This window comes from Streptomyces sp. NPDC028308, from assembly GCF_055565855.1.
Genome location: NZ_JBVHTO010000019.1, coordinates 92,063 through 108,281 on the forward strand (window position 1 = coordinate 92,063; position 16,219 = coordinate 108,281).

16 protein-coding genes, 1 tRNA gene and 2 pseudogenes are annotated in these 16,219 nt (G+C 71.2%); 10 read left to right on the plus strand and 9 right to left on the minus strand.

All coding sequences use genetic code 11. The features are described 5' to 3' along the window. Positions 1 to 279: 279 nt before the first annotated feature. Positions 280 to 753 (minus strand): carboxymuconolactone decarboxylase family protein, encoded by a 474-nt coding sequence (locus tag ACZ4VA_RS36765; protein ID WP_355780291.1) that lies wholly within the window; start codon positions 751 to 753, stop codon positions 280 to 282. Between the two features lie 367 nt (positions 754 to 1,120). Between ACZ4VA_RS36765 and ACZ4VA_RS36770 the strand changes: the two genes are divergently transcribed. Then, positions 1,121 to 1,462: a hypothetical protein gene (locus tag ACZ4VA_RS36770; protein WP_355780288.1), complete on the plus strand. Its 342-nt coding sequence runs from the start codon at positions 1,121 to 1,123 to the stop codon at positions 1,460 to 1,462. A 61-nt stretch (positions 1,463 to 1,523) separates the two neighbouring features. Here the strand turns inward: ACZ4VA_RS36770 and ACZ4VA_RS36775 are convergent, their stop codons facing one another. Further along, the gene (locus tag ACZ4VA_RS36775; RefSeq protein WP_402386804.1) at positions 1,524 to 1,676 is read right to left on the minus strand and encodes a hypothetical protein; all 153 of its coding nucleotides are present in this window, start codon (positions 1,674 to 1,676) and stop codon (positions 1,524 to 1,526) included. A gap of 143 nt (positions 1,677 to 1,819) precedes the next feature. Further along, positions 1,820 to 2,509 (minus strand): phosphate signaling complex protein PhoU, encoded by a 690-nt coding sequence (phoU, locus tag ACZ4VA_RS36780; RefSeq protein WP_355780282.1) that lies wholly within the window; start codon positions 2,507 to 2,509, stop codon positions 1,820 to 1,822. Between the two features lie 224 nt (positions 2,510 to 2,733). Here phoU and phoR point away from each other — a divergent pair, with 224 nt between their 5' ends. Together phoR and phoP are read left to right on the plus strand one after the other, a co-directional pair. Further along, entirely contained in the window at positions 2,734 to 4,011 is a 1,278-nt protein-coding gene (phoR, locus tag ACZ4VA_RS36785) for a two-component system sensor histidine kinase PhoR (protein ID WP_355780279.1), read from the plus strand. Next, positions 4,008 to 4,688, plus strand: coding sequence for a two-component system response regulator PhoP (phoP, locus tag ACZ4VA_RS36790; protein ID WP_355780277.1), 681 nt, complete (start codon positions 4,008 to 4,010; stop codon positions 4,686 to 4,688). The genes phoR and phoP overlap by 4 nt, the downstream gene beginning before the upstream one ends. A 91-nt stretch (positions 4,689 to 4,779) precedes the next feature. On the opposite strand, the gene ACZ4VA_RS36795 is transcribed toward phoP, so the two are convergent. Further along, a complete protein-coding gene (locus ACZ4VA_RS36795; RefSeq protein WP_355780274.1) occupies positions 4,780 to 5,445 on the minus strand; it encodes a copper chaperone PCu(A)C domain-containing protein in 666 nt (221 codons plus the stop codon). 638 nt (positions 5,446 to 6,083) lie between these two features. Between ACZ4VA_RS36795 and ACZ4VA_RS36800 the strand changes: the two genes are divergently transcribed. The 6 genes from ACZ4VA_RS36800 to ACZ4VA_RS36825 all read left to right on the plus strand — a co-directional run bounded on the left by ACZ4VA_RS36800 (position 6,084) and on the right by ACZ4VA_RS36825 (position 12,607). After that, on the plus strand, positions 6,084 to 6,566 hold the full coding sequence (locus ACZ4VA_RS36800; RefSeq protein ID WP_003953493.1) for a CarD family transcriptional regulator: 483 nt from the start codon (positions 6,084 to 6,086) through the stop codon (positions 6,564 to 6,566). A 428-nt stretch (positions 6,567 to 6,994) separates the two neighbouring features. Beyond that, a complete protein-coding gene (gene ispD / locus ACZ4VA_RS36805) occupies positions 6,995 to 7,744 on the plus strand; it encodes a 2-C-methyl-D-erythritol 4-phosphate cytidylyltransferase (RefSeq protein ID WP_389392069.1) in 750 nt (249 codons plus the stop codon). Beyond that, complete coding sequence (ispF, locus tag ACZ4VA_RS36810) at positions 7,734 to 8,255, plus strand: 2-C-methyl-D-erythritol 2,4-cyclodiphosphate synthase (RefSeq protein WP_452921624.1); 522 nt, start codon at positions 7,734 to 7,736, stop codon at positions 8,253 to 8,255. The genes ispD and ispF overlap by 11 nt, the downstream gene beginning before the upstream one ends. 119 nt (positions 8,256 to 8,374) lie before the next feature. Then, on the plus strand, positions 8,375 to 9,775 hold the full coding sequence (gene cysS, locus ACZ4VA_RS36815) for a cysteine--tRNA ligase (protein ID WP_356242962.1): 1,401 nt from the start codon (positions 8,375 to 8,377) through the stop codon (positions 9,773 to 9,775). 96 nt (positions 9,776 to 9,871) lie between these two features. Beyond that, positions 9,872 to 10,813 carry a 23S rRNA (guanosine(2251)-2'-O)-methyltransferase RlmB gene (gene rlmB, locus ACZ4VA_RS36820; protein WP_355780262.1) on the plus strand — a complete coding sequence of 314 codons (942 nt, stop codon included), beginning with the start codon at positions 9,872 to 9,874 and terminating at the stop codon, positions 10,811 to 10,813. Positions 10,814 to 10,930: 117 nt separating this feature from the next. Then, positions 10,931 to 12,607, plus strand: coding sequence for a DoxX family protein (locus tag ACZ4VA_RS36825; protein ID WP_468084186.1), 1,677 nt, complete (start codon positions 10,931 to 10,933; stop codon positions 12,605 to 12,607). Between the two features lie 107 nt (positions 12,608 to 12,714). On the opposite strand, the gene ACZ4VA_RS36830 is transcribed toward ACZ4VA_RS36825, so the two are convergent. The 3 genes from ACZ4VA_RS36830 to ACZ4VA_RS36840 all read right to left on the minus strand — a co-directional run bounded on the left by ACZ4VA_RS36830 (position 12,715) and on the right by ACZ4VA_RS36840 (position 15,347). Next, a complete protein-coding gene (locus ACZ4VA_RS36830; RefSeq protein WP_355786064.1) occupies positions 12,715 to 13,446 on the minus strand; it encodes a nucleotidyltransferase family protein in 732 nt (243 codons plus the stop codon). Positions 13,447 to 13,533: 87 nt separating this feature from the next. Beyond that, entirely contained in the window at positions 13,534 to 13,989 is a 456-nt protein-coding gene (locus ACZ4VA_RS36835) for a hypothetical protein (protein WP_355786061.1), read from the minus strand. 218 nt (positions 13,990 to 14,207) lie between these two features. Beyond that, positions 14,208 to 15,347, minus strand: coding sequence for an ABC transporter ATP-binding protein (locus ACZ4VA_RS36840; RefSeq protein ID WP_355786058.1), 1,140 nt, complete (start codon positions 15,345 to 15,347; stop codon positions 14,208 to 14,210). A 249-nt stretch (positions 15,348 to 15,596) separates the two neighbouring features. Here ACZ4VA_RS36840 and ACZ4VA_RS36845 point away from each other — a divergent pair. Then, a tRNA-Thr gene (locus ACZ4VA_RS36845) sits at positions 15,597 to 15,670 on the plus strand. 82 nt (positions 15,671 to 15,752) lie between these two features. Here the strand turns inward: ACZ4VA_RS36845 and ACZ4VA_RS36850 are convergent. Both ACZ4VA_RS36850 and ACZ4VA_RS36855 read right to left on the minus strand, forming a co-directional pair. After that, a pseudogene (locus tag ACZ4VA_RS36850) lies at positions 15,753 to 16,044 on the minus strand (tyrosine-type recombinase/integrase); the annotation flags it as partial. Beyond that, positions 16,025 to 16,213 (minus strand): annotated as a pseudogene (locus ACZ4VA_RS36855) (HD domain-containing protein); the annotation flags it as partial. The pseudogenes ACZ4VA_RS36855 and ACZ4VA_RS36850, both read right to left, overlap by 20 nt. Between the last annotated feature and the right edge of the window lie 6 nt (positions 16,214 to 16,219).

Genomic DNA, 16,219 nt, shown 5'->3' on the forward strand with positions numbered 1-16,219 from the left:
TCGACGACGCGACGCTCGTCAGCCGGGGACAGTGGGCCTCACGGAGGGCCGCGGCGGCTAGCTGGGCGTCGCCCTCGGGCAGCTCCGCGAGTGCGACGGCGGGCACCTGGTCGCCAGGACCTGGCTGTGCCAGAGACTCGGTCCCGTCAGCCGGCGTACGACATGGTCGACGTCCATCAGGCCGCCCGTCGCGTTGGCCACTCCCTCCCCCCTCACCCCCGGACAGTGAGCCCTCCCCCTCACGCTCTGGGCGGTCAGCCTGCCTCCCTCGCCCTCACCTCAGTGAAACCGCCCCGGCTCGTAACCCCCCGCCGGCTGGCGGGCTATGACGTTGCCGCGGTTGAAGGCGTTGATGAGGGCGATCGTGCACACCAGGGCTGCGAGCTGCTCCTCGTCGTAGTGCTTGGCGGCGTTCGCCCAGACCTCGTCGCTGACACCGCCCGCCGCGTCGGCGATACGGGTGCCCTCCTCGGTCAGCTCCAGGGCGGCCCGCTCGGCGTCGGTGAACACCGTGGCCTCCCGCCAGGCGGCGACCAGGTTGAGGCGGAGCGAGCTCTCACCGGCGTGCGCGGCGTCCTTGGTGTGCATGTCGACGCAGAACCCGCAGCCGTTGATCTGGCTGGCGCGCAACAGCACCAGTTCGCGGGTCGCGGCCGGCAGCGCCGACTCGGCGAGAACGCGGTTCGCGGCGACGAGGTGCTTGCCGAAGGCGGCGGCGACCGGGCTGGCCATGAGGTTCAACCGAGCTTCCATGCTGCACTCCTGTGTCGTGTCGTGTCGGTGCGGACACCCCTAGGACGGGACGGCCCCGGGGGATGTGACACGGCTCGGTGTGACCTGCGTCTCGCGCCGGGGAGGCGCCCGCCGCGAATCCCGGCTCCGGCGACACCAAGGAGTGAACGGGGGCGAGGGGCCCGAGCGGGCTCGCGGGGCGGCCGGGGGAGCGGGGAACGGCACGGCGGGACGCGGGCCCCGGGAGGTGGCGCGAGGAGGTCCGCGGGCGGCCGGAAGCGAGGGTGGAGGGCCGTTGCGCTGGATGGGCGCGGCGAGGTTTGCCCGGAACGCCCCCGGTCCATGGCTGTTGACGACCCTTCAACCCCCGACAAAAGGGAGTTTCTTCATGCGCATGCGCACGATCGTCACCGCGGCGGTCCTGTCCGCCGCCTGCGTCCTGGGCGGTTCCGCCCAGGCCATGGCCAACGACTGGGGCGGCGACAACGACGGCCGCCACGTCTCCGGCTGCGGGATCCTCGCCGGCACGACCGCCGGCAGCGGTGAGGCCAACACGTACTACGCCGAGGGCTGTCTGAACGTCGACGATGACGACGAGGGCCGCGACTGGGGCCACGACGGCCGTGACTGGGGCCACGACGACGAGGGCCGCGGCGAGGGCCACGACGGTCGCGACGAGGGCCACGCGGGCATGCAGGACCCGCTGCACCTCGGTGGCGTCCAGGGCTGACGCCCGCTGAGCAGAAGGGGCCCCGGCCGACACGGCGGGGCCCCTTCGACGTCGTACCGGGTCAGCCGCACTGACAGGGGTTGCCCGACTGGCAGCCGCAGCCGCAGCCGGAACCGCACCCGCAGGCACCGAACAGCGGCAGGCTTTTGACCTCGGCGGGCGCTTGCGTCTCGCGGTCCTGCGTGGGGTCGGGCGTACTGGGGGATTCGGCCATGGGTCCCTCCTTCGGACACGAAGGTGTGCGGTGCGGTGCGAAGGGCACCGCACCGCACAGCTTCCGTTCGCCCATTGCACGCCCACCCGGGCGGGCGCATCAACGGCGCACGGAGGCTTTCGGGCGCCCCGGCGGCCCGGGGTTCAGGCCCCCTCGGCCCCCGTGACGGGCGGGATGTCCGTCTGGAGGTCGTCCGCGTGCTCGCCCGTGACGAGGTAGACCACGCGCTTGGCGACGGACACGGCGTGGTCGGCGAAGCGCTCGTAGTAGCGGCCGAGCAGCGTCACGTCGACCGCCGTCTCGATGCCGTGCTTCCACTTGTCGTCCAGCAGGTGCTGGAAGAGCGTGCGGTGCAGCAGGTCCATCTCGTCGTCGTCCTGCTCCAGCTGGAGGGCGAGGTCGACGTCCTTGGTGATGATGACCTCGGCCGCCTTGGCCATGAGGCGCTGGGCCAGCTGGCCCATCTCCAGGATCGTGGCGTGCAGGTCGTGCGGGATGGCCCGCTCGGGGAAGCGCAGCCGGGCGAGCTTGGCGACGTGCTGCGCCAGGTCGCCGGAACGCTCCAGGTCGGCGGACATGCGCAGCGACGTCACGACGATCCGCAGATCCGTCGCCACCGGCTGCTGCCGGGCCAGCAGTGCTATCGCCCGGGCCTCCAGCTCGTGCTGCAGATCGTCGACCTTCTCGTCGGCCGCGATCACGCTCTCGGCCAGTTTCAGGTCGGAGTCGAGGATGGCCGTCGTGGCGCGCCCGATCGCCGACCCGACAAGCCGGGCCATCTCGACCAGGCCCTCGCCGATCGAGTCAAGTTCCTCGTGGTACGCGTCCCGCATCAGGATGTCCCTCTCTTACGTCTTCTCGGGGGTTCCGGGGGCTGGGCCCTGACCGCCGGACAGGCCCTGTGAACCCCACGCTCCCACGGTCGGGCCCCTACGCGTCCGTTTCCGTCACCCCAAATGAACCATCACTGGCTCCCAGGTGAACTCTGGGCGACGAGTGTTCGAGCTCGCACTCGGATGGCTGTGGCCTCGACCGACGACATGCCTAACCTGGGGGCATGGACGTGAACGCGGCGGTCGCCGCAGCGGCAGCGATCGCCGGAGTACTCACCGGTGTCATCGCCATGCTGGCGTTCCGCTGGAGCGAGCGCGACCAGAAACGGCCCACCAGGACCTCCCTGCACACGGACGCCGTGCTTCCCCCGGGTGTGGACACGGTGCTGTCCGTGCTCCGGTCCTCCGCCGTCGTACTCGACGAGGCGGACGCCGTGGTCAAGGCCAGCTCCGCCGCGTACGCCCTCGGGCTGGTGCGGGGCGGGAAGCTGGCCGTCGATCCGATGATGCAGATGGCCCGCGACACCCGCCGCGACGGGGAGATACGGCAGGTGGAGCTGGATCTGCCCCGGCGGGGCACCGGCCGGGGCGAGGCACTCGCCGTGTCCGCCCGGGTGGCGCCGCTCGGGTCCCGGCTCGTGCTCCTGCTGGTCGAGGACCTCACCGAGGCGCGCCGGATCGAAGCGGTACGGCGCGACTTCGTCGCGAACGTGAGCCACGAGCTCAAGACGCCCGTGGGAGCGCTGTCACTGCTCTCCGAAGCCGTCATGGACGCCTCCGACGACCCCGAGGCCGTGCAGCGCTTCGCCGGCCGCATGCAGATCGAGGCCACCCGGCTCACCAACCTCGTGCAGGAGCTCATCGACCTGTCGCGGGTGCAGAACGACGACCCCCTCGAAGACGCCGAGCCCGTCCGGGTGGACGAGCTGGTGGCGGAGGCGATCGACCGCTGCCGCCACCAGGCCGGCACGAAGCAGATCACCATGGCGGCGGGCGGCACCGCCGAACTCCACGTCTGGGGCAACCGGGGTCAGCTGGCCGCCGCGCTGGGCAACCTGGTGGAGAACGCCGTCAACTACTCGCCGGCCCGCACCCGGGTCGGCATAGCCGCGCGCCGGGTGACCGCGCCCGGCGGAGACCTCATCGAGGTGGCCGTGACCGACCAGGGCATCGGCATCTCCGACAAGGACAAGGAGCGCATCTTCGAGCGCTTCTACCGCGTGGACCCGGCCCGCTCACGTGCCACCGGAGGCACCGGCCTGGGACTCGCGATCGTCAAGCACGTGGCCGCCTCGCACGGCGGGGAGGTCACGGTGTGGAGCTCGGAGGGACAGGGCTCCACCTTCACCCTGCGACTGCCGGAGGCGGGCGCGGCCCGCGCCCGCCTGACCGGTCACCACATGCCTGGACTCGACGAAGACGACGAGAACGAGCAGCCCGACGGAACGACCGCCGTCTCATCCCCGTACGAACCGCATCCTGCCCCGGAGGTCCTTCCGTGACCCGAGTGCTCGTCGTCGAGGACGAGGAGTCCTTCTCCGACGCCCTGTCGTACATGCTCCGCAAGGAGGGCTTCGAGGTCGCCGTCGCGACCACCGGGCCCGACGGCCTCGACGAGTTCGAGCGCAACGGCGCCGACCTCGTCCTGCTCGACCTGATGCTGCCCGGCCTGCCGGGCACCGAGGTCTGCCGTCAGCTGCGCGGACGCTCCAACGTTCCGGTGATCATGGTCACCGCGAAGGACAGCGAGATCGACAAGGTCGTCGGACTGGAGATAGGGGCGGACGACTACGTCACCAAGCCCTTCTCCTCCCGCGAGCTGGTCGCCCGGATCCGGGCCGTCCTGCGCCGGCGGGGTGAGCCGGAGGAGGTCACTCCGGCCGCCCTGGAGGCCGGACCGGTGCGGATGGACGTGGACCGTCACGTGGTCACCGTCGCCGGTTCCAAGATCGACCTCCCGCTGAAGGAGTTCGACCTCCTGGAGATGCTGCTGCGCAACGCGGGCCGCGTGCTGACCCGTATGCAGCTCATCGACCGGGTGTGGGGCGCCGACTACGTGGGCGACACCAAGACCCTCGACGTCCACGTCAAGCGCCTGCGCGCCAAGATCGAGCCGGACCCGGGCGCGCCGCGCTACCTGGTGACGGTGCGGGGTCTCGGCTACAAGTTCGAGCCGTAGACCGGCCCGGACGACGAGCGGACGCACGAAGGGCGGTACCCCCGCGAAGGGGGTGCCGCCCTCGGTCGTACGCGAGCCGGGTGCCGCCGGGTCAGTGACCCGCGGCCGAGTGCGAGGCGGAGGCGCTGGCCGACGCGGCGTCGGTCGGCGTACCCGTGGCCTCGTCGGACGGCGAGGCGGACGCCCCGGCCGACTTCGACGGCTTGCCGCTCGGGGAGGCGGACGCGGAGGCACCGGGCCCCGCCGGGACCGCGGTCGGGCCCCAGTCGCTGAAGTAGCTCTCGGCCGGGACGACGAAGGCCCGCAGGGTCACGTCACCGGTCTTGCTGAAGCTGAAGGTGGTCTTCTGCGCGTTGCCGTCCTTGACGGCCTCGGGGGTGCTCTCCAGGACCGCGGAGGCGTTGCCCTTGCCGCCGAGGAGGACGGAGCCGTGGGGCGGGATCGTCAGCTTGCCGGATCCCTTGGCGGGCTTGATCGTGGCCGTCTCGCCGGCGACGGTGATCGAGTCCAGGGTCTGGGGCGTGCTCCCGCCGTTGAAGACGGCTCCGGAGATCGCGGCGGGACCGCCGGCCTCCGGGTCGGGCTGGGTGATGACGAGGGCGTTCTGGACCTTGATCTCGCCCACGCTGGTGGCCGCGTTGTCGGGCTTGACCTGCAGGGTCTCGGCGTTGTTGCCGGCGCCGCAGGCGGCGAGCGAGGCGATCGAGAACGCGATGGCGGCGGCGGCGAGGGAGCCGCGTCGAAGGCTGCTGCTCACGGCGGCGGCAACTCCTAGAACGTGGGCGTACGAGGGAGGGCGGCCGTACGGCTGTAAAGCCGCCCTAAGTGTCTGTCAGCGGGCTTAGGTTACCGAGCCGTTCCCGCGCCGCCGCACCCGACCCGCCCCTACGCACCGCCGGGCTGCGCCGGACCGGCGGCGGGGGCGGCCGGATCGGGCCCGGGGTGAGGCGCGCCGGGTAGTTGGGCGGTGCACCGGTCCGCCATTCACATAAGCGCCGGGGGTCTTGACTTGCGGATTTCCCGGTGGGGATCGGTAACGGCCGGTGCGGAATGCGGAGCCCGCCGGAATTTTGATCATCGACCGCGGTGATCAATTCCCGAAACGTCTCGTACCCGACTCCGCTCACCGAACGGAGTAGCGGAAGTCGCCCTCTTGGAGTCGGACAAAATAGGACGTTCGGACCTCTTGAGGCCACTTCCGGGGTGTGTGACGTACGTGTTTCACTCGGCCTGGACAGCGGCTCCCACCTGCGAATACCCTCTTCCGCTCGCCCCTCGCAGCACGTTCCGGTTGTGCTTGTCAAGCCCCGAGATATGCCCTGACCTGCGAAAACGCCATTCAGAAGACGCCGTTTCCGTGTTACTCTGGATAGCCACGGAAGGGGTACCTGTCACATGACGTTCAAGGTTGGCGACACCGTGGTCTATCCCCATCACGGGGCCGCGCTGATCGAGGCCATCGAAACTCGCCAGATCAAAGGCGTGGACAAGACCTACTTGGTGCTGAAGGTCGCCCAGGGCGACCTGACGGTACGTGTGCCAGCGGACAATGCGGAGTTCGTCGGCGTGCGTGATGTGGTCGGTCAGGACGGGCTGGACCGGGTCTTCGAGGTGCTGCGTGCGCCGTACGCCGAGGAGCCCACGAACTGGTCGCGTCGCTACAAGGCAAATCTGGAGAAGCTCGCCTCGGGCGATGTCATCAAGGTCGCGGAAGTCGTGCGTGACCTGTGGCGTCGTGAGCGCGAGCGCGGACTCTCCGCAGGTGAGAAGCGCATGCTCGCCAAGGCCCGGCAGATCCTGGTGAGCGAGCTGGCCCTCGCGGAGAACACGAACGAGGACAAGGCGGAGGCCCTGCTCGACGAGGTCCTCGCGTCCTGACGACGGCGGTCGTCGAGCGACGGTCGTCCCGACGGCGGTGCCCGTCGAGACGACGGCCGGGTTGACGCAGGCGCCGGCCTGTTCAGCGCAACGTAATGCCGCGGTGCCCGATGACGCGAAAGCTGTCGCCGGGCGCTGCGGCATGTTCGTGCCCGTATGCCGTTCGGGCGCGGAGCTCCGATGTCGTGCCTCGGGGCCGTCCCGGTCAGCCGGTCTTTCGTGGGTCCCGGTCCCCGACCGGTCGCGCGAACACCGGATGATCATGTGCGGCCCCGATACTGACGTGCCGGGCCCGGGCAGCCGACTCGACCGGATGTCACGGAAGGGGTCCGGTCAAGGCGTCGCGCCCGGCACTGCCCCAACCATCGGCCGGGGGTACGCCCAGGCCATACCCACCTCGGCCGAGCACACAAACCTGACAGGAACCGATGTCTGACGAATCGCGCCCTTCGCCTCCGGAACCCCGCACCGCGGCCGTGATTCCGGCCGCCGGCCGGGGTGTGCGCCTCGGTCCGGGCGCCCCCAAAGCACTCCGCGCGCTGAACGGCACGCCCATGCTCGTCCACGCCGTACGCGCCATGGCCGCCTCCCGCGCGGTCTCCCTCGTCGTCGTCGTGGCCCCGCCCGACGGCGCCGCCGAGGTCAGGACGCTCCTCGACGCGCACCCGCTGCCGGAGCGGACCGACTTCCTGGTGGTCCCCGGCGGGGAGAGCCGCCAGTCGTCCGTGAAGTGCGGCCTCGACGCGCTGCCGGACGGCGTCGACATCGTCCTCGTGCACGACGCGGCCCGCCCGCTGGTGCCCGTGGACACCGTGGACGCGGTCATCGAGGCGGTACGGGACGGCGCCCCCGCCGTCGTACCGGCGCTGCCGCTCAGCGACACCGTCAAGCAGGTCGACCCGCGCGCCGACGGCTCGCCCGAGCCGGTCGTCGCCACGCCCGAGCGGTCCCTGCTGCGTGCGGTGCAGACCCCGCAGGGCTTCGACCGCGACACGCTCGTACGCGCCCACGCGGCCGTCACCGACGACGTGACCGACGACGCGAGCATGGTCGAGCGGCTCGGCACGCCCGTCGTCGTGGTGCCCGGGCACGAGGAGGCGTTCAAGGTGACGCGCCCCCTGGACCTCGTACTCGCCGAGGCGGTTCTCGCGCGCAGGAGGCTCAACGATGGATTCTGAGACGGCCGCCGGCCGGCCGCCCGCGAGCGTGCCGGTGATTCCGCAGGTCGGGATCGGTACCGACATCCACGCCTTCGAGGAGGGCCGCGAGCTGTGGTGCGCGGGACTGCTCTGGGAGGGCGAGGGGCCCGGGCTCGCCGGGCACTCCGACGCGGACGTCGTCGCGCACGCCGCGTGCAACGCGCTGTTCTCCGCGGCCGGACTGGGTGACCTCGGGGCCCACTTCGGGACCGGGCGGCCCGAGTGGGCCGGCGCCTCGGGGGTCACGCTGCTCACCGAGGCGGCGCGGATCGTCCGAGCGGCCGGGTTCGCCGTCGGGAACGTGGCGGTGCAGGTCGTCGGGCCGCGGCCGAAGATCGGCAGGCGCCGGGACGAGGCGCAGAAGCTGCTGTCCGAGGCGGTGGGGGCACCCGTATCCGTGTCCGGCGCCACGACCGACGGGCTCGGCTTCCCCGGCCGGGACGAGGGTCTGCTGGCGGTGGCCACGGCGCTGGTCGTGCGGACGGACTGACCCGGCGGGCCGCCGGACGGGAGGTCCGGGCGCCTGATGGCACGCCGGATGTCACGAATCCGTGTGCCTTCAGGCGTAACGGGCTCTGGGCACTGGCCGGGGCCCACTACCCTGGAGTGGTGACTATTCGCCTGTACGACACCAGCGCCCGGCAGATCCGTGACTTCACCCCGCTCGTGCCGGGTTGTGTCTCGATCTACCTGTGTGGTGCCACCGTGCAGGCCGCACCGCACATCGGGCACATCCGCTCCGGGCTCAACTTCGACATCATGCGCCGCTGGTTCGAGCACCGCGGATACGACGTCACCTTCATCCGGAACGTGACGGACATCGACGACAAGATCATCGTCAAGTCGGCCGAGCAGGGCCGTCCCTGGTGGTCCATCGGGTACGCGAACGAGCGTGCCTTCAACGACGGCTACGACGTGCTCGGCTGCCTGCCGCCCACCTACGAGCCGCGCGCCACCGGGCACATCACCGAGATGGTCGAGATGATGCGCGTCCTCATCGAGCGCGGTCACGCGTACGAGGCCGACGGCAGCGTCTACTTCGACGTGCGCTCGTTCCCCGGTTACCTGGCGCTGTCCAACCAGGACCTCGACGAGCTGCGCCAGCCCGCCGAGGAGGGCATCACCGGCAAGCGCGACCCGCGTGACTTCGCCATGTGGAAGGCGTCCAAGCCCGGTGAGCCCGACTGGGAGACCCCGTGGGGCCGCGGCCGTCCCGGCTGGCACCTGGAGTGCTCGGCGATGGCGCACAAGTACCTGGGCAGCGCCTTCGACATCCACGGCGGCGGGATCGACCTGATCTTCCCGCACCACGAGAACGAGATCGCACAGGCCAAGGCCTTCGGCGACGACTTCGCCGCGTACTGGGTGCACAACGCCTGGGTCACCATGAGCGGCGAGAAGATGTCGAAGTCGCTCGGCAACTCGGTCCTGGTGAGCGAGATGGTCAAGCAGTGGCGCCCGATCGTGCTGCGCTACTACCTGGGCACCCCGCACTACCGCTCGATGATCGAGTACAGCGAAGAGGCCCTGCGCGAGGCCGAGTCGGCGTTCGCCCGCATCGAGGGCTTCGTGCAGCGCGTCGTCGAGAAGGCGGGGGGAGTCGTCGAGCCCGCCGCCGAGGTGCCGCCGGCCTTCGCCGAGGCGATGGACGACGACCTGGGCGTCCCGCAGGCCCTCGCCGTCGTGCACACCACGGTCCGCCAGGGCAACAGCGCCCTGGCCGCCGACGACAAGGAAGCCGCCGTCGCCCGCCTCGCCGAGGTCCGCGCGATGCTCGGCGTCCTCGGCCTCGACCCGCTCGACCCGCAGTGGGCGGGCGAGGGCGACCGCGGCGAGGACCTGCACGGCGTCGTCGACACCCTCGTACGCCTCGTGCTCCAGCAGCGCGAGTCGGCGCGGGGGCGCAAGGACTGGGCGACCGCGGACGCCATCCGGGACCAGTTGAACCAGTCCGGTCTCGTCATCGAGGACGGCCCGCAGGGGCCGCGCTGGACGCTCGGACCGCGCTGAGCGGCTCCGTCGACCTTGATCGATTGTGCCGCCCGGGCCTCCGGGCGGCACACTTCATATACGTACGTACGCACGCCTCACACAGACAGGTAGGTCATGGCCGCTAACAACCGCCGCATGTCCGGCAAGAAGGGCGCGCAGGTCGGCAGTGGCGGCCAGCGACGCAAGGGCCTGGAGGGCAGGGGCCCGACCCCGCCCGCCGAGATGCGCAAGAAGCACAAGGCGAACCGCATCGCCAACGCCAAGGCGAAGCAGGCCGCCCGCCGGCCCGCGCCGCGCGGCCGGGGCGGCAAGGGCACGTCCGAGATGGTCGTCGGACGCAACCCGGTCGTCGAGGCGCTGCGCGAGGGCGTGCCCGCCGTCACGCTGTACGTCCAGCAGTTCATCGACAACGACGAGCGGGTGCGCGAGGCGCTCCAGCTCGCCGCGGACCGCGGCGGCATCCACCTCATGGAGGCGCCCCGCCCCGAGCTGGACCGCATGACCAACGGCCTCAACCACCAGGGCCTGGTCCTCCAGGTCCCGCCGTACGAGTACGCGCACCCCGAGGACCTCGCCGCCGCCGCGTACGACGAGGGAGCGGACCCGCTGATCGTCGCCCTCGACGGCGTGACGGACCCGCGCAACCTCGGCGCCGTCGTCCGGTCCGTCTCCGCCTTCGGCGGTCACGGCGTCGTCGTGCCCGAGCGCCGCGCGGCCGGCATGACCGCCGGCGCCTGGAAGACGTCCGCCGGCACCGCGGCCCGTACGCCGGTCGCCCGCGCGGCGAACCTGACCCGCGCCCTGGAGTCGTACAAGAAGGCCGGGCTCGTCGTGGTCGGTCTCGCCGCGGACGGCGAGGTCGAACTCCACGAACTGGAGTCCCTGGGCGGCCCGGTGGTCATCGTGGTCGGCAGCGAGGGCAAGGGCCTGTCCCGACTCGTGGGCGAGACCTGCGACTTCCGGGTGCGGATCCCGATGCCCGGCGGCGCCGAATCGCTGAACGCCGGCGTGGCGGCGGGAGTCGTCCTCTACGAGGCCTCGCGACGCCGCGCCTGAACAGATGTGCGCGTAATCACCCCCGTGGGGCAACAGGGATGTTCCGGATGACCTTGACGCGGTCCGGACAGATCGGCCGGGTCAAAGCAGTGTCCTAAACAGACGTCACTCGGTTAGATGAGTGTGGACACCAGAACACCCCGCACACCCACGGGGGACCGCTCGTCGGGATACGACGACGCTCCCGCGCTGAGCATGGTGAAGGTGCCGAGCGACCCGGCGCAGATCATCGTCAATCACGCGAGCTTCCGCGTGCGGCTAGGCGAGTCGACGCGGCCCCGATCCCCGCGCATCGCGCAGCCCCTGAGCTCCGCCGAGGCCACCGCTCGCACCCCCTTCGTCGGTAAGGGCGGTGCGGCTGCGGGCGGTTCGGCCGCCGGAACGCGCCGTCGCGCCCCCGTCGTCTGGAGCGGGAAGTCCGCGCCCGACGACACGGGCGCCACCCGGCTGCTCCAGGCCGCGCGCAGTACGAGCGTGCGCCACGGCGAGGAGTCGTCGGGCGACACCGGCGCGACCCAGGTCATCCCGGTCGTCGGCCTCGGCGAACAGGACGGCTACGAGGCCGACATGACCGTCGAGACGGTCGAGACGCCGCTCGTCGGCAGCCAGCGGTCTCCCGTCGCCGGGGAGACACGGCTCCTGCCGCACATGCGCCAGGTGGGCAGCACCTACGACGAACCGGCCTACGCCGACACCGAGTTCGCGGAACAGGACCTCGACGAGGACCTCGACCGGGACCTCGACCAGGACGGCGCGTCCCCGGCGAAGCGCCACGGCGCGGACCCGGTCCGGCACGCGTACTACCCCGGCCGCCGGATGAACCTCGGCGTCGTCCTGCTCCCGCTGCGCGTCTTCCTCGGGTTCATCTCCATCTACGCCGGCATGGGCAAGCTCTGCGACCCCGTCTACTTCGACGGCGGCAAGCGCGGCTCGATGGTCAAGTGGCTCAATTCCCTGCACCCGTGGGAGGCGGCCGAGCCGCTGCGCCAGTTCGCCCTCCAGCACCCCGTCGGCGCCGGACTCGTCATCGCCTTCCTCCAGGTCGTCGTGGGCGTCCTGACGATCCTGGGGCTCTGGCAGCGCGTCGCCGCCGTCGTCGGCGCCGGACTGTCGGCCGCCCTGCTGCTCACCGTCAGCTGGAAGACGGTGCCGGTCTACGACGCTCCCGACATCATCTACCTCGCCGCCTGGTCCCCGCTGATCACCGCGGGCGCCCCGGTCTACTCCGTCGACGGGCGCCTCGCCGGGGAGGCCTGGCGCAGGCTCGGTCCCCGCGCGGACATCTGGGAGCTGCGGCAGCGGGTGCTGCGCCGCGGCGCGCTCGTCACGACCGTCGTCGTCGGACTCACCCTGCTCGTCGGCTCGCTCCTCGGCGGTGCCGTGCGCGACGCCGACCGGGTCGTCGTCCCGGGTCCCGGCGAGGCCCCGCGCAACGAGCTGCCCGGTTCCCCGCTTCCGGGAGAGCCCGGCAAGCGCCACCACAAGGCCCGTCCGTCCGCCTCCCAGACGCCGACCCGCGACGCCTCCTCGTCCCCGTCTGGCGCGGCCACGACGCCCGGTGCGGCAGCGACGCCCGGCACGACGGGCACCGCCCCCACCCAGACCCAGGGCACCGGCCAGGCCCCGCCCCGGCAGTCGTCCCCCGCCCAGCAGGCACCGAGCACCACCTCGGGTCCGACCTCGGGCGGCGGCACCTCCGGCGGCACCGGCGGCTCGGGCGGTGCGTCCGGGGGCACGTCGAGCGGCGGCGGCTCCGGCGGCTCCGACCGTCTCGTGGGCGGCCTCCTCGGCTGACGCCCCGCGGCGCACACGCCGACGGCCCCGCACACCGGGTGTGCGGGGCCGTCGGCGTGTACGGGACCGAGGGCGGCCGTGGGCCGCCCGCCGTGCGCTGGAGGACCTCAGCGGCCCAGCGCCGCCAGTTCCTTGGCAGCCTCGCTGAGGTCCTTGGCGGTGTCGATGGCGCGCCAGTAGGCCCCCTGCGGGATCGGGAAGCCGGCCAGGCGGCGCTCGCGGGCCAGGCGCGGGAACGTGGTGCGCTCGTGGTCGCCGCGCTCCGGGAGCAGGGAGGCGAACTCGGGGGAGAAGACGTAGACGCCCGCGTTGATCTCGTGCTGCGTCGGCGGTGACTCGATGAAGTCCGTGATGCGGCCGAAGCCGTCGGTCTTCACGGCGCCCCAGGGGATGCGGGGACGGGCCAGCGCGAGGGTCGCGACCGCGTCGCGCTCGGTGTGGAAGTCCGCCATGTCGCGCAGCGAGAAACGGGTCCAGATGTCGCCGTTCGTCGCGTACCAGGGCTTGTCCGGGTGCGGGAGGTGGGCGGCGGCGTACTTGAGGCCGCCGCCGCGGCCGAGGGGCTCCGTCTCGACGACGGTCTTCACGTTGACCGGGAGATCGGCGGAGTCGAGCCAGTTCTGCAGCACTTCGGCGAGGTGCCCGCAGCTGACCACCACGTCCGTCACGCCCTCCTCGGCGAGCCAGACGAGCTGGTGGCCGATGATCGGGGTCCCGGTGCCGGGGATCTCGACCATCGGCTTGGGCCGGTCGTCGGTGTAGGGGCGCAGGCGTGACCCCTGGCCGCCGGCCAGGACAACGGCTTGAACGGGGCGCGACGCGGCGTTCGGATCGGTCATGCCCGAACTGTACGTGGCGCCCCGTCGAAGGTTCCGAGCGGCAATCGTTCCGTAACCGGACCTACTCGTACGGGGTCCGGGGCGGGTCTACCGGGCCGCGAGGCCGTGGGCCACCCCCGATGCGAAGGCGGTGTCGCAGACGGGCCGGGAGAACGACTGGGCGCGCGTCGGGCCGTACACGCGCACGGCGGCCCGGCCGAGGGCGCGGGCGATCGACGAGCAGTGCCTCGCCAGCGACGGGCGGCCGTTCACCGCCTGCTGGAGGTGGGTCAGCGCGACACCCGGGTCCTTCTCCTGGAGCTCCATGAGGAGTCTGTCCCGCAGGACGTCCTGCGGGGCGCGGGAGGACTGACGCTTGGAGACGTCCGTCGAGGAGGCGGTGAGCACCGAGTCCGAGGAATTCCCCGACCAGTTGACTCGGGTGACCGCGAGGGTCCCGGAGAGCACCAGGACGACAGGCAGAACGAGGGCGAGGGTGCGGCCGATCCGGCGGGCGGGGCCACGGCCACGCCGGGTCCGTTGGTTAGTGGTGGAGTGCTTCACGCGAGTGAGGGTAGCGCGGGGTGATGATTTGGCGACATTTAGTCACCGGTTCGGGGGACGGGAAGAGGGAGGATTTCAGGTGACGTGTTGACGTACACGTATCGAAATGACCGCTCTGCCGGGGTATTCGTCGACAACGGAAAGGGCCCCGCAGCAGGCTGCGGGGCCCTTCTCGTCAACTTGGGTGAATTCACTCTCTACGGGGGGTTGGAGCGGCCTCAGTCGGAGAGGCGCTCACCCGTGGAGGTCGAGAACACGTGGGTCTCGCCCGGACGCGGGACGACGTGCAGCGTGGCGCCCTTGTCCGGGACCGCGCGGCCGCTGACACGGACGACGAGGTCCTTGAGCTCGTCGCCGACCTTGGCGCTGCCGTAGACGTAGCCGTCGGCGCCGAGTTCCTCGACGACGTTGACGGACACGGCCAGGCCGGCCGGGGCGTCCTCGGTCGTCTTGGTGAGGGAGGACGCCGCGGCGCCGCCGCCCTGCTCGACGATGTCGAAGTGCTCGGGGCGGACGCCGACGGTGACCGTGCGGTCGCCCTTGTCGGCGGCGGCCTTGAGCGCGTCGCGGTTGACCGGCACGACGCTGTTGCCGAACTTCACGCCGCCGTCGGTGATCGGGACCTCGACCAGGTTCATGGCCGGGGAGCCGATGAAGCCGGCGACGAACAGGTTCGCCGGACGGTCGTACATGTTGCGCGGGGAGTCGACCTGCTGGAGCAGACCGTCCTTCAGGACCGCCACGCGGTCGCCCATGGTCATGGCCTCGACCTGGTCGTGGGTGACGTAGACGGTCGTGATGCCGAGGCGGCGCTGCAGGCTCGCGATCTGCGTACGCGTCGAGACGCGGAGCTTGGCGTCGAGGTTCGACAGCGGCTCGTCCATGAGGAAGACCTGGGGCTCGCGGACGATGGCGCGGCCCATGGCGACGCGCTGGCGCTGACCGCCGGAGAGCGCCTTCGGCTTGCGGCCGAGGTACTCGGTGAGGTCGAGGATCTTCGCCGCGTCCTCGACCTTCTGGCGGATCTCGGCCTTGTTGACGCCGGCGATCTTGAGCGCGAAGCCCATGTTGTCGGCGACCGTCATGTGCGGGTACAGCGCGTAGTTCTGGAACACCATGGCGATGTCCCGGTCCTTGGGCGGCAGGTGCGTGACGTCGCGGTCACCGATGCGGATGGCGCCGGCGTTCACGTCCTCGAGCCCCGCGAGCATGCGGAGCGAGGTGGACTTGCCGCAGCCGGAGGGACCGACGAGGACGAGGAACTCGCCGTCCTCGATGTCGATCTCCAGAGCATCGACGGCGGGCTTCTCGGAACCCGGGTAGATCCGGGTCGCCTTGTCGAACGAGACAGTGGCCATGGTGAGGGGCCCCCTTCACCGGCAGGAACGTGCCGGACGATCCGTTGTAAAGGTGGTGATCCACTACGGAACGTTCCATAGTGGTGTAGTCCACACGAGTGAACTGGGTCAGGACGCTACCCCGCGTTCACCGGATCTGTCAGTAGTCCGAGGCCGATGAAGTTCGAGGAAATTTTCGACGGACCCCCGCTGTGACGTGGGTACACTGCTCGGGCGTGCTCGCACGCAGCACCGCACGCACGCGTGCGGGCCTCCTTAGCTCAGCTGGTCAGAGCGCCGCTCTTGTAAAGCGAAGGTCGTCGGTTCGAATCCGACAGGGGGCTCTTGTCTTGAACAGCGCGAACGCCCCGGCCGACGGAACGGTCCGGGGCGTTCGGCGTTCGGGGGTGACATGAATGCGGGCGTTCACTCCCGGTCGATGTGGCGCCTGAGCAGGCGGTCCATGCGGCTGATGGCCTCGCGCTGTGTGTCGGACGGCACGTGCGTGTAGACGTCCATCGTGTTGCTGATCTGGCCGTGGCCGAGGATCTCCGTCACGACCCCGGGGCGCGACACCGGCCGCGGTGAGAAGCGTGGCGCAGCCGTGGCGGGCGTCGTGCAGACGGATGCGGCAAAGGCCGGTGGCGTCGGTGATGCGGAAGAACGACCGGTTGATGTTCTGCGGGTCGATCGGGCGGCCGGTGCGGGTGGTGAGGACGCGCCGGTGCGTCCAGCGATTCGAGGTGCCGGGCACCGTGAAGGGGATGAAACGCGGTCTTGTGCAGCTCGGGTACGTAGCCGATGTCGTGCAGCCACGCGGCAGCGACGAGGAGATCCCGGTCAGCTTCGGCCACAGCGGCAGTGGCTCCCTGAGCCCGAGCGGCCACAGTCTG

Excerpts from the sequence above, each read along its gene's own strand:
- phoU (WP_355780282.1), bottom strand. The coding sequence starts at position 2,509 with ATGCGGGACGCGTACCACGAGGAACTTGACTCGATCGGCGAGGGCCTG.
- ACZ4VA_RS36770 (WP_355780288.1), top strand. The coding sequence starts at position 1,121 with ATGCGCATGCGCACGATCGTCACCGCGGCGGTCCTGTCCGCCGCCTGC.
- ACZ4VA_RS36830 (WP_355786064.1), bottom strand. The coding sequence starts at position 13,446 with ATGACCGATCCGAACGCCGCGTCGCGCCCCGTTCAAGCCGTTGTCCTG.
- rlmB (WP_355780262.1), top strand. The coding sequence starts at position 9,872 with ATGGCCGCTAACAACCGCCGCATGTCCGGCAAGAAGGGCGCGCAGGTC.
- phoR (WP_355780279.1), top strand. The coding sequence starts at position 2,734 with ATGGACGTGAACGCGGCGGTCGCCGCAGCGGCAGCGATCGCCGGAGTA.
- ACZ4VA_RS36765 (WP_355780291.1), bottom strand. The coding sequence starts at position 753 with ATGGAAGCTCGGTTGAACCTCATGGCCAGCCCGGTCGCCGCCGCCTTC.
- ACZ4VA_RS36840 (WP_355786058.1), bottom strand. The coding sequence starts at position 15,347 with ATGGCCACTGTCTCGTTCGACAAGGCGACCCGGATCTACCCGGGTTCC.
- ACZ4VA_RS36775 (WP_402386804.1), bottom strand. The coding sequence starts at position 1,676 with ATGGCCGAATCCCCCAGTACGCCCGACCCCACGCAGGACCGCGAGACG.
- ispF (WP_452921624.1), top strand. The coding sequence starts at position 7,734 with ATGGATTCTGAGACGGCCGCCGGCCGGCCGCCCGCGAGCGTGCCGGTG.
- ispD (WP_389392069.1), top strand. The coding sequence starts at position 6,995 with ATGTCTGACGAATCGCGCCCTTCGCCTCCGGAACCCCGCACCGCGGCC.
- ACZ4VA_RS36800 (WP_003953493.1), top strand. The coding sequence starts at position 6,084 with ATGACGTTCAAGGTTGGCGACACCGTGGTCTATCCCCATCACGGGGCC.
- ACZ4VA_RS36825 (WP_468084186.1), top strand. The coding sequence starts at position 10,931 with ATGAGTGTGGACACCAGAACACCCCGCACACCCACGGGGGACCGCTCG.